10 protein-coding genes are annotated in these 15,115 nt (G+C 64.7%); 8 read left to right on the top strand and 2 right to left on the bottom strand.

From position 1 onward, the window contains the following. Positions 1 to 535: 535 nt before the first annotated feature. Both U0023_RS19385 and U0023_RS19390 read left to right on the top strand, forming a co-directional pair. The gene (locus tag U0023_RS19385; protein WP_009491582.1) at positions 536 to 1,735 is read left to right on the top strand and encodes an efflux RND transporter periplasmic adaptor subunit; all 1,200 of its coding nucleotides are present in this window, start codon (positions 536 to 538) and stop codon (positions 1,733 to 1,735) included. After that, positions 1,735 to 4,881: an efflux RND transporter permease subunit gene (locus U0023_RS19390; RefSeq protein WP_154661057.1), complete on the top strand. Its 3,147-nt coding sequence runs from the start codon at positions 1,735 to 1,737 to the stop codon at positions 4,879 to 4,881. The genes U0023_RS19385 and U0023_RS19390 overlap by 1 nt, the downstream gene beginning before the upstream one ends. A gap of 14 nt (positions 4,882 to 4,895) precedes the next feature. On the opposite strand, the gene U0023_RS19395 is transcribed toward U0023_RS19390, so the two are convergent. After that, on the bottom strand, positions 4,896 to 5,270 hold the full coding sequence (locus tag U0023_RS19395; protein WP_009491586.1) for a hypothetical protein: 375 nt from the start codon (positions 5,268 to 5,270) through the stop codon (positions 4,896 to 4,898). Between the two features lie 146 nt (positions 5,271 to 5,416). Between U0023_RS19395 and U0023_RS19400 the strand changes: the two genes are divergently transcribed. Continuing rightward, positions 5,417 to 7,450, top strand: coding sequence for a prolyl oligopeptidase family serine peptidase (locus U0023_RS19400; protein WP_009491588.1), 2,034 nt, complete (start codon positions 5,417 to 5,419; stop codon positions 7,448 to 7,450). Positions 7,451 to 7,848: 398 nt separating this feature from the next. Further along, positions 7,849 to 10,275, top strand: a complete 2,427-nt coding sequence (locus U0023_RS19405) for a helicase-related protein (RefSeq protein WP_009491590.1) — start codon at positions 7,849 to 7,851, stop codon at positions 10,273 to 10,275. Between the two features lie 3 nt (positions 10,276 to 10,278). Here the strand turns inward: U0023_RS19405 and U0023_RS19410 are convergent, their stop codons facing one another. Continuing rightward, positions 10,279 to 11,448, bottom strand: a complete 1,170-nt coding sequence (locus U0023_RS19410) for a M20 aminoacylase family protein (protein WP_009491591.1) — start codon at positions 11,446 to 11,448, stop codon at positions 10,279 to 10,281. Positions 11,449 to 11,546: 98 nt separating this feature from the next. Between U0023_RS19410 and U0023_RS19415 the strand changes: the two genes are divergently transcribed. The 4 genes from U0023_RS19415 to U0023_RS19430 all read left to right on the top strand — a co-directional run bounded on the left by U0023_RS19415 (position 11,547) and on the right by U0023_RS19430 (position 15,110). Beyond that, positions 11,547 to 12,233 (top strand): phosphoribosyltransferase, encoded by a 687-nt coding sequence (locus U0023_RS19415; protein WP_009491592.1) that lies wholly within the window; start codon positions 11,547 to 11,549, stop codon positions 12,231 to 12,233. A 189-nt stretch (positions 12,234 to 12,422) separates the two neighbouring features. Next, entirely contained in the window at positions 12,423 to 13,463 is a 1,041-nt protein-coding gene (locus U0023_RS19420) for an ABC transporter substrate-binding protein (protein WP_009491593.1), read from the top strand. Between the two features lie 10 nt (positions 13,464 to 13,473). Beyond that, a complete protein-coding gene (locus tag U0023_RS19425; RefSeq protein WP_009491594.1) occupies positions 13,474 to 14,322 on the top strand; it encodes an ABC transporter permease in 849 nt (282 codons plus the stop codon). Beyond that, positions 14,319 to 15,110 (top strand): ABC transporter permease, encoded by a 792-nt coding sequence (locus U0023_RS19430; protein ID WP_040638435.1) that lies wholly within the window; start codon positions 14,319 to 14,321, stop codon positions 15,108 to 15,110. The genes U0023_RS19425 and U0023_RS19430 overlap by 4 nt, the downstream gene beginning before the upstream one ends. Positions 15,111 to 15,115: the final 5 nt, after the last annotated feature.

Raw genomic sequence — 15,115 nt, forward strand, 5'->3', positions numbered from 1 at the left:
GGGAGCAAAGAGGTTCGGCCGTCTCCACAGGACGAAATGGTCCTGCACGGCGAGATCCAGACGCGTGTCTTTCTCTAGAAGCGCTATTTGAGCTTCGATGGCTTTGAGCTCACGCTCAAGCTTGGCGGTCCGACGAGTTTCGGAGGAAATGAGCCTTCTTTTCTTGGTCTTCATCAAGCACTCCATGGTCCGGGCAGCCCGCTGCCTTCTCGGAAGAAGCGGACGGCGTACGGATGGCCATGTTGGTGCCCCCGGCGATCAGTTCATTCTATCGTTGGGGCCGGATGATACCGAATTGCGCCTGTTCGTCTGTCAGGAACCCGACACAAGGAAAGGAATTGTTAACCTACGTTAAAGTGTCGCAGCTTCGCGGCCCGGAGGAGTTTCCCGGGCATTCAGGGCTGCTGCGGAACCCGCGCATGGCCAAGATGTTCATCCCTCAGGCGGAGATCATCTGGCGGCCGCTCGCCCCATCGCTATCGATCAAGGTCGGCTCCTCGGGGAGCGCCCAGCCTGAATGTTTTCGGAGGGTCGGGTGGTCAAGAGATTTCTTCTGGTCGTCCTGGTCGGTGTGGCGCTCGCGGCAGCAGGCTACTTTTTCATCGGCCGCACGCCGCGCCAGGCGCCCCAGACCGCGTCCGCGACGCTTCCCGTCCCCCAGGTCGGCATCATGGTCACCCGGCCGGCTGAGGTCCCGTACCCGGTCGAATATGCCGGACGCGTCTCCGGCTTTCGCGACATCGAGGTCCGCTCTCGCGTCGGCGGGCTGCTGCTCAAGCGTGAATTCGACGAGGGGTCCCGCGTCACGCAGGATCAGGTGCTCTTCCGCATCGATCCGGCGCCTTATGAACTGGCCCAGAGCCGGGCGGAGGCCCAGCTGCAGCAGGCGCAAGCCGCCGTCCGTCAGGCCGAGGACAACTTCAACCGGATCGAGCAGCTCGTCCGCCGGGGTGTTTCGACCGAGGCCCAGCTCGAGGACGCCCGCTCCCAGCGGGACCAGGCCAGGGCCGGGGTCCAGCTCGGAGAGACCGAGGTCCAGAACGCCAAGCTGAATCTGAGCTACACCACCATCACGGCGCCGGGAACTGGCGCCACGGCACTCGAATCGCCGCCGGTCGGCGCGCTCATTCAGGCCCAGCAGACGCTTCTCACCACCATCTCCCAGATCGATCCGGCCTACGTGATCTTCTCCTTCACCGACGAGGAGGGCAGGGCCTTTCGTGCGCTGAACGAACGGCGCGAAAAGCCGATTTCCGAGCGCGATCTGACGGTCGAGCTTCAATTCGCCCAACAGGGCAAGTACCCGCAGACCGGCAGGATCGACACGGCCGCCCAGCGGGTTGATCTCCAGACGGGCACCATCCAGGCGCGGGCCGTCTTTCCGAATCCGGATGGCCTGCTGCTGCCAGGCCAGTTCGTCCGAGTGCGGCTCATCGGCATCACCCTGCCGGACGCCATCGTCGTTCCGCAGCAGGCCGTCAGTCAGGGGCCGCAGGGTCCTCTGGTCTACGTCGTCGGCGAGAACGACATCGCCCAGGCGAGGCCGATCCGCCTGGGGCCCGAGGTCGATACGGGCTGGGTCGTACAGGACGGCCTGAAGGGAGGTGAGCGGGTGATCGTGGACGGCGTCATCCGCGTCAGGCCGGGTCAGCCCGTCAGGCCCGTGGAGATGGATCCGAAAGCAGCGCAGACGACGGCCTCGCCGGGCGGCTCGGCGCCGGGGGGCCGGCCATGATCTCGAAGTTCTTCATCGATCGTCCGATCTTCGCGTCGGTTCTCTCCATCGCCATCGTGCTCATCGGCCTGATCGCCATGCGGATCCTGCCGGTGGCGCAATATCCCGAGATCGTGCCTCCCCAGGTCGTGGTCGCGGCCAATTATCCGGGCGCGAGTGCCGAGACCATTGCCGAGACCGTCGCGGCTCCCTTGGAGCAGCAGGTCAACGGGGTCGAGAACATGATCTACATGCAATCGACCTCCACCGGATCGGGGACGATGAGCCTGTCGGTCTACTTCCAGACCGGAACGGATGCCGACCAGGCGACGATCAATGTCAACAATCGCGTCCAGCGCGCGACCGCCGTCCTGCCCGAGGAGGTGCGGCGGCAAGGTGTGACGGTGACCAAGCGGTCCTCCTCGATCCTCCAGATCGTCGCCATGTCGTCGCCCGACCGGCGCTACGATACGATCTACATCTCCAATTACGCCCTCATCAATGTCATCGACGAGCTGCGCCGCACGCCCGGCGTCGGTGACGCATCGCTCTTCGGCGCATCGGACTATTCCATGCGCATCTGGCTGCGCCCCGACAAGGTCGCCCAGTACAACCTCACGCCCGGTGACGTGGCAACCGCCATCCGCGATCAGAACGCGCAGTTCGCCGCTGGCCGCTTCGCGGAGGAGCCCTCCCCGGGGCGGCAGGCCTTCACCTATTCGGTCACGACCCAGGGCCGCTTCGCGGATCCCCGCGAGTTCGAGCAGATCGTCCTGCGCTCGGACGAGAACGGCGGCGCGCTGCGGCTGAAGGACGTGGCCCGGGTCGAACTCGGATCGCTGAACTATTCCACCGTCTCGACCCTCAACGGGGCGCCGACGGTGCCGATCGGGATCTATCTTCAGCCCGGAGCCAATGCGCTCAGCGTGTCTGCTGCGGTCGACGCGACGATGAAGCGCCTCGCGCAGCGCTTTCCCGACGGTCTGCGCTACGACGTTCCCTACAACACGACCAAGTTCATCCGGATCTCGATCGACGAGGTGGTCAGGACCTTTGCCGAGGCCATCGTGCTGGTCGTGCTCGTGGTCTTTCTCTTCCTGCAGAACTGGCGCGCGACCCTGATCCCGCTGCTCGCCGTCCCGGTCTCGATCATCGGCACCTTCGGCGGCATGTATGTGCTCGGCTTCTCCGTGAATCTCCTCACGCTCTTCGGCCTTATCCTCGCCATCGGCATCGTGGTCGACGATGCCATCATCGTGCTGGAGAACGTCGAGCGCATCATGTCGACCGAGCACAAGCCGCCACGAGAGGCCGCGATCCAAGCCATGCAGGAGGTGAGCGGGCCGGTGATCGCCGTGGTGCTCGTGCTCTGCGCCGTGTTCATCCCCGTGTCGTTCCTGGGAGGGCTTGCCGGCGAGCTCTACCGGCAATTTGCCGTGACCATCGCGGTATCGGTGGTGATTTCGGGGATCGTGGCGCTCACCTTGACGCCTGCCTTGTGCGCGCTTCTCCTTAAGGAGGGGCACCAGGAGCCATGGCTGCCATTCCGGATCTTCAACCGAGGCTTCGATTGGGTGATGCGGACCTTCACCTCCGGCACGGCCTTCTTCCTGCGGCACGCCCTGATCGCCCTTGTTCTGATCGTCGGGATGCTCGGCGCGACCTGGTGGCTGTTCGAGCGTGTGCCGGGCGGCCTCGTGCCGGCGGAGGATCTGGGCAACGTTTTCGTCGTCACCGCCCTTCCGCCAGCGGCATCCCTCGACCGGACCCTCGACATCACCGCGAAGGTGAGTGAGGAACTCAAGAAAAATCCTGCTGTCGCGGATGTCGTGACGATTGCCGGGTTCGATCTCCTGTCGGGAGCCCAGAAAACCAATTCCGGCGTGTCCTTCGTGACCCTCAAGGACTGGTCGGAACGGAAGGACCCCCGCCTCGACGCGCGCAATCTTGCACCAGCTTTCGCGGGCCTGAACGTGAATTTCCGAGACGGGGTCGTGTTCGGCTTCAACCCGCCGCCGATCACGGGCATGAGCACCACGGGCGGCTTCGAATTCTTCCTGCAGGATCGCTCGGGCGGTTCTCTCGAAAGCCTCTCCCAGGCAGCCCAGCAGGTGGTCCAGGCTGCGAGAGAGCGGCCCGAACTCTCGGGCGTTTCCACGACGTTCAATACGAACGTGCCGCAATACCGCATCGACGTCGACCGCGACAAGGCGAAGGCGCTGGGCGTGCCGATCTCGGCCATTTTCGACACGATGCAGAGCACGTTCGGCAGTCTATACGTCAACGATTTCGGCCTGTTCGGGCGGACCTATCGGGTGAGCCTGTCGTCCGAGCCTCAGTTCCGCATGAGCCCGAACGACCTACAGCACGTGTTCGTGCGCTCCGATAATGGCAACATGGTTCCGCTCAGCGTCCTCCTCTCGACGTCCCGCATCGTCGGGCCTGACGTGGTCGACCGCTTCAACCTGTTCCCCTCCGCCAAGATCCAGGGCAATCCGGCTCCGGGCTATTCGTCCGGGCAGGCGATCGCCGCGATCGAGCAGATCGTGTCCCGGACCCTGTCGTCCGACTATTCCATCGGCTGGACAGGATCGGCCTATCAGGAACTGCAATCAGCCGGGACAGGGTCTCAGGGATTTCTTCTCGGCCTGGTGATGGTGTTCCTGATCCTCGCGGCGCAGTACGAGCGATGGTCCCTGCCGTTCGCCGTCATCACGGCCGTGCCCTTCGCCGTCTTCGGCGCCATCGTGGCGATCTGGCTTCGCGGGATCGAGAACGACATCTACTTCCAGGTCGGGCTCGTCACCCTCATCGGATTGGCGGCCAAGAACGCAATCCTGATCGTCGAGTTCGCGGCCGAGCGTCATAGGGCAGGGGAAAGCGTCTACGAGGCGGCCCTGGATGCGGCTCGCCTCCGGTTCCGGCCCATCGTGATGACCTCACTCGCCTTCATCCTGGGTGTCGTGCCGCTCGCGATCTCGACGGGTGCGGGCTCCGCAAGCCGTCATTCGGTGGGCACCGGCGTCATCGGCGGCATGCTCGCCGCGACCTTCCTCGCCATTCTCTTCGTGCCGCTGTTCTTCCGGCTGGTGACACGGGACCGGAAGCGGGCCGACAAGGCGGGTTCCCCCGTCATGCCAGAACCCGCCCCGGCGCGGGAGGTTTGATCGAAGCCGGCCGGTCAGCGCTTGCGCAGCCGTTCGATGGCCTCCTTGTGGTCGGCGGGATCGACATCGTACTCCGCCGCGAGGCGCTGGATCTCGGCCTGTCGGTCTTCTGAAGAAAGCCGCGGGTTCAGGCTCGCGACCGCCGCCAGGAAGGAGGCGCCCGCGAAAACCGGGTCGCGCCGCCTCGCGGTCTGCTCCCGCTCCTTCTTCAACTCGGCCTGACGCTGCTTGTAGGTCTCGAGCGGGCCGAGAGCCCTCAAGGCGCGGTTGCGCAGGGCCTGGATCGGAAGATCGTGCTCGCCGGCGATATCCGGCAAAGCCTGTTCCGGGCTCTCGCCGGCCATCAAGGCTTCGGCGAGTTCTTCGAGTGCGGATACGAATGGATCCATGGGGGCCCCTTTGAAATTCTCTATCGTCAACGGATGGTAATCGATCCGGTTCTGAGCAGAGGTGTTGCTCACGGCTCGGAGTGACCAATAATCCCTCCAACCGATTCTCGCCCCCGATATCACCAAGCTGAATGGAACGCGCAGCCATGGCCGAACCGATGCAGGAACGCCCCGATCCCTATCTCTGGCTGGAGGATGTGGAAGGCGAGGAGGCGCTTGCCTGGGTGCGGGCCCATAACGACATCACGAAAGCGGCTCTGTGCGATGCCGCCTTCGATGCGGACAAGCGGGCGCTCTACGAGATCTCGACCCGGCCGGACAACATCCCCTTCATCACCAGAAGGCGGGGGCGCCTCTACAATTTCTGGCAGGATGCCGACCATGTGCGCGGCCTGTGGCGGCGTACCACGATGGACGATTACCTGAAAGCAGAGCCGTCCTGGGAGACGGTCCTCGACATCGATGCCCTGGCGAGCGCCGAGGGGGAGGACTGGGTCTGGAAGGGATGCGGCACGCTTGAGCCCGAGCAGCGCTACGGCCTGGTCAGCCTGTCGCGAGGAGGCGCCGACGCCGTCGAGCTGCGCGAGTTCGATCTGATCGAGAAGCGCTTCATCGAGAACGGCTTCGCGCTCCCGGAGGCGAAGGGTGGAGCGACATGGCTCGACAGGGATCGCCTCCTCGTTTCCACGACACTCGGCGAGGAGGCGGCGACCGCCTCCGGCTATCCACGCACAATCCGCTTGTGGCAGCGCGGCTCGGACTTCGAGCGGGCGCCGGTCCTCTTCCAGGGCGAGTTCGACGACATCTACATCTCGGCTTCCGTCGATCGGGAGCCGGGCTACGAACGGGTCTTCTACCGGCGCCAGATCACGTTCGAGGAAGGGATCAGCTATCTCGCCCAGGACGAAGGCGATCCCCTGCTCATCGATCTTCCCCGCGATGCCCGTTTCGATGTGGAGAAGGACTGGCTCATCGTGAAGCTGAAGAGCGAGTGGGCTCTGCCGGAGCGCACCTATCCGGCCGATGCCCTGCTGGCCATCAGCTTCTCCCGCTTCATGGCAGGCGACCGCCGCTTCGAGATGCTGTTCGAGCCGGGTCCCCGGCGCGTTCTCTCCGGCTTCTGGTGGACCAAGTCCAGGCTGGTCCTGACCGTGCTCGATAATCTCGCGAGCCAGATATGGCTCGGCATGCCCGGTGAGCCCTGGCATCTGGAGCGCCTTCAGGGGCTGCCGGATACGGCCTCCGTCCATGCCATGTCGCTCGATGCCGGGCAGCTCGAGCGCACGGATGAATTTCTGCTCTCGATCTCGAGCTTCGTCGAGCCGACGAAACTGGTACTCGTCACCGAAGACCGGGAGATCGAGGTGCTCAAGGAAGCGCCTGCCGCCTTCGATGCCTCAGGCCTGGAGGTGACGCGCCACGAAGCCGTCTCGGTCGATGGGGAAAGTATCCCCTATTATCAGATCGGCCCGAAGGACCAGCAGGAGCCGCGCCCTACGGTGCTTTACGGTTATGGCGGATTTTCGGTGTCCATGACGCCGGGCTATCTCGGCGGCATCGGCAAGACCTGGCTGGAGCGCGGCAATGTCTGGGTTGTCGCCAACATTCGTGGCGGCGGCGAGTTCGGGGCTGCCTGGCACAAGGCCGGAATGCGGGAAGGCAAGCGCCTGTCCCATGACGACTTCGCGGCCATCGCGCAGGATCTGGTCAGGCGTGGCGTCACCACGGAAAAACAGCTGGCGGCCTATGGCGGATCGAACGGCGGCTTGCTCGTCGGCAACATGCTCACCCGCTACCCGGAGCGTTTCGGCGCCATCTGGTGCACGGTGCCGCTCCTCGACATGCGCCGCTACACGCGTCTTCTGGCGGGACCCAGCTGGGTGGCGGAGTACGGCGATCCCGAGCGGCCGGAGGATTGGGCCTATATGGCGGGTTTTTCGGCTTACCAGAATCTCGAAGAGAGGCGGCCCTATCCTCCCGTTCTGCTTGTCACCTCCAGGCGGGACGACCGGGTCCATCCAGGCCATGCCCGCAAGATGGCGGCCAGGCTCGAAGCCCTGAAGCAGCCGGTCTTCTTCTACGAGCCGGACGATGGCGGGCATGGGGCGGCAAACAAGGAGCAGGCTGCCTTCCTCTCGGCCCTTGGGCTTTCCTTCCTCAGGAAAACGCTGGGCGGCTGAGGGCTCTTGCGACTGGGGCATTTTCCGGCGAAGCGGATCCGGTTCGCCGTCAAAAACGCGGCTCGGCCAAGAAGAGAGATGACTCCACACCCGTGGAAACGGCACTGGCCAGGGGATAACCTGTTACACGCGACGAGGGATTGTAGCCATCGGTCCCTTGATAATGCACTTTGGCATGGTCACATACCGGGAAAGGAAAGAGCCAGCGGATCAAGGCTTTAAGGCCGATCTTTCCTGTCTCGGCCCAAACCCGGCCGGGTCGATCCGCATCCCTGAGAACGATCCCTGAAAACATCTGAGCTTGCCGTGAGTTGAATCCCAGCTCGTGCCAAGCGGCGGGTGCACCCATGAACGAGGCTGGAGCAGCGACAGGCGCGCTTCGCCACGCGGAACCTTGAATGCCCAAGAAATCAAAGAACCTTGTCAGCCTCAACCATCTTCCGGGAATCCTTCTGGCCAGCGAGGCCGAATGCGAGCGCTGGATCGAGGCTGGGCTGATTCCGGTCGCCGAGCGGCGGACCTTCCAGAAGCGCGGTCGCACCTTCGAGGCGCCCATGTTCGATCCGGAGGTGGTCGCGCAGCTTTCGGCCGAGGTGCCCGCATGGCGGGAGCAGAGTGGCGAGACCCTGAAGAGCGGCTCCCGCCCATCCCGGAGCGGCGAGCCGCAGCCTGCGGATGACGCCGCCCATCGGCGTCGACAGAGCGTCCTCGCGCCGGTCCGGCGGAATACGGGGCTCTACGTCGCCGAGGACATCCGGAGGATCGAACGCGGTCCCTGGAAGCCGGAGCGCGTCTTCGCGGGCTATCGGGCCGTGTTCAGCAAGCCGTTGCAGATCCTGCCGGACGGCGCTCTGATCGACATTGCCGTCGAGTATTCCTTTCCCGAGCCTCTCGAGGTGGCGGCAGTGGTGCTTGCGCCCGCGCGTGTCGAGCGTAACGAACTCGCGGCGGCGTCGGAGGCTCTCGAAGCCAGGCTCGTCGCGCTCCGGGACGCAGTCTTCGAGGCCTGCGAACAGGAAGTGGCAAGCTGGCGCGATGAGCTCGAAACCTATCTCGACGCCTTCGAAGACGCGGGCGAGCGTCAGGCGATCCTTGGCGGCATTCAAGCGGCCATCGAAAAACTCGACCGCATCCAGGCCTCCGACAAGGGCGGGCCGGCCGGGGTGGGGCGCCGATTGCGCCAGAAGCTCGACGATTACCGCTCGAAGGCGGCCGCGAGGCGGCTTCGGCACCTGCGCGAAGCGCAGATCCGCGAAGCCTCGGGCTACGAGCGCTATGCGGCCATCTTCCCCGTCGCCCGTTCCCTCGATCGCCGCTTCCTCTTCCTCGCCGGGCCGACCAATTCGGGCAAGACCCATGAGGCTCTCAGATTGGCAGGAGAAGCGGAAACCGCCGAGATCCTGTCGCCCCTGCGGCTCCTGGCGCTCGAACATTACGAGCGCCTGAGCGGGGAAGGTTTCGCGGCCGGCATGATCACGGGCGAGGAGCGGGTTCTGCCGGAGGGCGCGACCCATATCGCCCGCACGATCGAGACGCTGGATCTCCACCGGGTCGTGGATGTCTGCGTGATCGACGAGGTGCAGATGCTGGGCGATCCGAGCCGCGGCTGGGCCTGGACCCAGGCGATGGTCGGAGCGCCCGCGAAGCTCGTGGTGCTGACCGGCGCGCCGGAGGCGATCCCCTTGGTGGAGCATCTGCTCGCCATGACCGGCGAGCCGCTGGAGGTGAAGATCCTCAAGCGCAAGGGCAAGCTGCGTGTCGAAGGCGTCCCGGCCAATCTCAACAAGCTCACCCGCGGCGATGCCGTCGTGGCCTTCACTCGCCGCGCGGTGCACGATCTGCGCACGCGCCTCGTCGCATCGGGACGCACGGTCGCGACCGTGTACGGGGCGCTCGGACCTGAAGTCCGCCGGGCCGAGGCCGCGCGCTTCCGCAATGGCGAGGCGGAGATCCTCGTGGCGACCGATGCCATCGGCATGGGTTTGAACATCGGGCCGCTCAGGAGGGTGGTCTTCTCGACCCTGCGCAAGTTCGACGGCGTGCGCGAGCGCCAGCTGTCAGCGATGGAGATCAAGCAGATCGCCGGCCGGGCAGGGCGCTTCGGCCATCACGACGAAGGTCTCGTGACGGCGCTGCCGGAGGCGGGCGCTTACGCGCAGGTCGAGTCCGTCGTTCGCAATGCGCTCAACGGCGATGCCGCGAAGCTGCGGGGCAAGGCTTATGTCCGCCCGAATCAGGAGACCGTGCTGTCGGCCAGCGAGGTGTTGCAGACGGACCGCCTCGGCCGCGTGCTGCGGCACCTGTACGACACGCTCGTGGCCGGGCACCCGGATCTGCGCATGGCCGACATGGACGAGATGATCGAGCTGGCATCGCTCCTCGATACGGTGGACATGCCGATCCTCGATCGCCTGTCCTACGCGATGGCGCCCGTCGACGGGCGTGAGCAGTTGGCGGTCGAACTGCTCATCGACTGGGCGCGTCAGCACGCCCGGGACGGGCGGGTGCGTGCGCCCGATTTCGGCATCAACACCGATCTTCTGAAGCTCGAGGCGCGCGTGAAGATCGCCACGAGCTGGCTCTGGCTCGCCCAGCGCTATCCGGCCGTCTTCGAGGACATGGAGACGGTGGTCGACCTGCGTGCGAGCCTCAATGCGAAGATCGAAGAGAAGCTTGTCGCCACCTCCGTGTCCCAACGGCGCAAGCCGGACGAAAAGTCCCGGCGCGACAGAGGCAAGAAGCCAAATAAGCAGCGCAAGAACCGGCGCGGCTGGGCTGAAACAGATGTCGCTGAGGCGGAGCCCTCTCGCGTGAGAGGGCGGTAAGGATTAGGCAGAAAGCTCCTGTTCAACGAGCGCAACCCAGAACGCCACGCCGGTCGGGATCGCGTTGTCGTTGAAGTCGTAGGCGGTGTTGTGATGCAGCGCTCCGTCGACGGCGGGACCGTTCCCGAGCCAGACATAGGCGCCGGGCGCGGCCTCTCCGAAGAAGGCGAAATCGTCACCGGCCGTCGAAGGCTCGAAATCCGTCACCACCTTGGACCCACACACGGCCTGCGCGGCCTTGAGCGCCCGCGCCGTCGCGTCCGCATCGTTGACAACCGGTGGAATGCGGCGGCGGAATTCGTATGAGACCTCGATGCCGAACATCGCAGCGACGCCCCGCGCCAGCCGCTCGATCTCCGCTTCGAGCTGGTCGCGTACGTGTGCGGAATAGGCCCGCGCCGTTCCGCCGATCTCCACGACATCGGGAATGACGTTGAGGGCCCGCGGATCGCCCGCCTGGATGGAACAGGCGCTCACGACGGCAGGCTGCAACGGATTGATCACCCGTCCCACGATGGTCTGAAGGGCCGAGAGGAAATAGCCGCTCGCCGTGATCGGGTCCTTGCCCAAATGCGGCTTCGCGCCGTGGGTGCCGATTCCCTTGAACGTCACGAACCATGTATCGGACGAGGCCAGCTGGGGGCCGACTGTGACGGCCATCTCGTCGATCGCCAGGCCCGGCATGTTGTGCAGGCCGTAGACCGCATCGCAGGGAAAAAGGTCGAAAAGCCCGTCTTCAACCATTCTCTTCGCCCCGCCGCGACCTTCCTCGGCAGGCTGGAATATGAAATGCACCGTGCCGGAGAAGTTGCGGCTGCGAGCCAAGTGACGGGCCGCTCCGAGGAGCAGGGTCGTGTGCCCGTCGTGACCGCAGGCATGCATCTTCCCGGCGAATTTCGATTTGTAGGGACGCTCCGCCTGTTCCGGCATGGCGAGCGCGTCCATGTCGGCGCGAAGGCCGATGGTCCGCGTCCCGCTGCCCACTTTAAGGGTTCCGACGACGCCTGTCTCGCCCAATCCCCGTTGCACGCTGAGGCCCGCCTCTTCCAGAAGCGAGGCGACGATCCCGCTGGTGCGCTCCTCCTCGAATCCCAGCTCCGGGTGAGCGTGCAGGTCTTGGCGGAGGCTCCTCAGGAATGGTAGGTCGGCCTGGATGAGGTCCGGAAGAGGCATCGTGCTGTCGTCCTGATAGGGTCGGTGAAGCGTGTTCGATAGCGCGGTGGCGGCCGGGTCACAATCGTTCAGTGTCGTCAGATTGGAAGATGTGAGCCATGCAGCCCCATGATTTCTGGCAGGAGATTCATCCGCCGGGCACCTTCGAGCGGCTGCCGGACGAAGGGCATCGCGGGTTCTTTCCGGCAGAGTTCGAGGATGGGCGCCAGCTGCGTCTTCCCATCCGCGAATTGGCCGATGGGAAGCATGCCCTGGCATCCCTCATCATCAATCAGGCCGGCTTCGCCGTCGAAGAGGCCCTGTGCGCTGGCCTTGCCGAGAAGGTCCACGCCTTCGAGCCGGAGGTGGTGCTCGGCTTGCCGACCCTCGGCCTCACGCTGGCAGGCGGCACGGCAAAGAAGCTGGGACATAGCCGCTACGTCCCCTTCGGGACATCACGCAAGTTCTGGTATCGGGAGGAGCTCTCCGTCCCGATGAGTTCCATCACCAGCCCCGAGCAGGTGAAGCGACTGTATCTCGACCCGCGCATGCTGCCGCTGATCGAGAACCGGCGGGTGCTGCTCGTGGACGACGTGATCAGCAGCGGGCGCTCCATCGTCGCGGCCTTGAAGCTGCTGGCTTCCTGCGGGGTCAATCCGGTCGCCATCGGGGCGGCGATGCTGCAGTCGAACGCCTGGGAGGAGCCGGTTTCGTCCATCTATTCCCATTCGCCGGACCGGGTGGTGGGCGTGCTGCGAACTCCCCGGCTGAAGCGAGCACCGGCAGGCGGATGGATTCCCGAGTAGGCCGCTCTTCATTTTGCGAATTTTTTGAGCAGAAAGACGAGAAGGTGCGCAGAGTCCTCAGCCGGCAGGGCTTCCCCGAGCCCATGGTTGTGTTAATGCGTGGTGCCAATAGGGCAGCGATTGCCCCGTAAAGGGTATCGGCATCCCATATCCTCGGCTGTGAAACAATGGAACCCAGGAGAGTCTGAGATGGTAGGGCGTTGGCGCAAACCGGTTGCGAGCATGGCATTGGCTCTGGCGGCATTGTCCGCGGCTCCCGCCATGGCGCAAAACAAGACCCTCACGATCTCCTGGTGGGGCTTCAACGGCGACAAGCTCGAAGAAATCATCCTCAAGCCGTTTCGCGCCCAGTGCGGCTGCGACCTGGTCTTCGAGACGGGCAACAACGCCGACCGCCTGAACAAGATCAAGATCCGCGGCGGCGGTGGCGTCGATGTCGTGTACCTGACCGACAGCTATTCGCAGCTCGGCATCCAGGAGGGCCTGTTCCAGCCGGTCGATCGCGCGAAGGTCCCCAACATCAACGGCATCTACGATATCGCCAAGGAGCCGCAGGGCAAGTTCGGGCCGGCCTACACCGTCGGCCGCGTCGGCATCATCTACGACAGCGCCAAGGTTTCGGCGCCGATCACCTCCTGGAACGACCTGTGGCGGGACGATCTCAAGCGCCGCGTCTCTCTGCCCGGCATCACCACGACGGCCGGTCCGATGACGGTTCTGGTCGCTGCCAGCAAGGCTGGCGTCGATCCCTACAAGGACGAGAGCGCGGCCTTCAAGGCTCTGGATCAGCTGAAGCCCAACGTAGTGAAGAACTACAACACCGGCTCGGAGCTCGTGAACCTGTTCTCGACCGGCGAAGTCTCCGTGGCCATGGCGCAGGACTTCACCCTCGCCCAGATCCAGGCGGCGGTGCCGACCGTGCGGTGGGCCGAACTGAAGGAGGGCGATTACGCCACCCTCAACACGGTGAACATCGCCAAGGGCGCGGCGAACCCGGAGCTAGCGCATCAGTTCATCAACTTTATCCTCGACCCCAAGATCCAGCAGACGCTCGCCGAGCGGGGAGTGGACGCTCCCGTCGCCACGGCCGTGCAGCTGACGCCGGAGCAGGCCTCCCGCTGGACCTATGGCCAGAAGATGATCTCGTCGCTCAGGCGTCTCGATTACGAGAAGCTGAACGCGGCCAAGACCGACTGGCTCGATGCCTGGAGCGAGGTCTTCGGGAAGTAACCCTGCCATCATGACAGCAAGACATTTCTGGCGCCGGAACGGCGCAACCGGGTGGGCGCTGACAGCGCCCGCCACTCTCGCGGTGATCGGGTTCCTGATCGTGCCCATCGGGGCCGTGATCGCGGGGACCTTCATGGATCCGCGGGGGATCTTCGCGCCCTACATCTCGTATTTCAACAGCGGCTTCCGCACGACCGTTCTGTTCCGAACGCTGCAGATCTCGGCCCTGACGACGATCATCTCGCTGATCTTCGGCTTCATGACCGCCTATGTGGTGTCGCGGGCTCCGGGCAAGGTGAAGAGCCTGCTCATCGTCGCGGCGGTCTTTCCGCTCCTCACCGGCGTCGTGGTCCGCGCCTTCGCGTGGCTCATCATCCTAGGCCGCAACGGCATCCTGAACCAGACCCTTCTGGCGCTCGGCATCGTCAACGAGCCGCTCGAGATGCTCTACACGCAGGGCGCCGTCATCGTCGGGATGGTGTATCTCTTCGTGCCGCTGATGGTGTTGTCCCTGGTCGGTGTTCTGGAGAACATCCCCAGGGATGTGCTTCAGGCCTCCTCGTCCCTCGGTGCATCGCCGGTGGCGACCTTCTGGCAGGTGCTGCTGCCGCTCGCCGTGCCGGGGCTCATCGTCGGTGCCGTGCTGGTCTTCACCGGCAGCTTCACGGCCTACGCCACCCCGCAACTTCTGGGCGGAGAGCGTCAGACGGTTCTCGCGACCCTGCTTCAGCAGCGCGCCATGGTGTCCTTCGACTGGGTCGGCGCCTCGACCATCGCGGCGATCATGACGGTGATCACCATCACCATCGTCCTCGCCATGAGCCACATCGCCCGCCGCATCAACCCCATGGCCACGTGATGTCCGACAGACCTCATCCCATCCTCATCGTCGTGACGGCCCTGGTCTATCTCTTCCTGATGCTGCCGCTCGTCATCGTGGTCGGCGCGGCGCTCAGCGACACGACGTATCTGACCTTCCCGCCGCAGGGCCTCTCTCTGCGCTGGTTCTACAACATCTTCGAGATCAGCGCCTTCCGGCGGACCATCGTGACGAGTCTGCAGATCGCCTTCCTGGGTACGATGATCGCGCTCCTGATCGGCATTCCGGCCGCCTATGCGCTCAACCGCTTCCGGGTCGAACTGCCGAAATGGCTCGGCACCCTGTTCGTGCTGCCGATCCTCGTGCCCGAGATTGTGTTCGGCTTCGCTCTGCTGAAATCGTTCACGGTCGGAACGGGAGCGCCGATCTTCCTGGCGCTGCTCATCGGCCATACGCTCATCGTGCTGCCCTACGTGGTGCGGGTGATCAGCGCCAGTCTCGCGTCCTTCGACTTCTCCATCGAGGAGGCGGCGATCAGCCTCGGCAGCGCGCCCGTGAAGACCTTCTTCACGATCGTCCTGCCGAATGTCAGGGGAGGGGTGATCGCGGCGTTCATCCTCGCCTTCATCACGTCGCTCAACGACGTGTCCGTGTCGCTCTTCCTGACCGGACCGGGCATCAGCACCCTGCCGATCCAGATCCTGGCGCATGTCGAGCAGTTCTTCGATCCCACGGTCGCGTCCGTCTCCGTCCTTCTGATGTTCCTCACCGTGGCCGTGATGGCCATCGTCGAGCGGACGCTCGGCCTCACCTTTCTTGCGAAGTGATTTCC

This window comes from Microvirga lotononidis (assembly GCF_034627025.1).
In the GTDB taxonomy this organism is placed as follows: domain Bacteria; phylum Pseudomonadota; class Alphaproteobacteria; order Rhizobiales; family Beijerinckiaceae; genus Microvirga; species Microvirga lotononidis.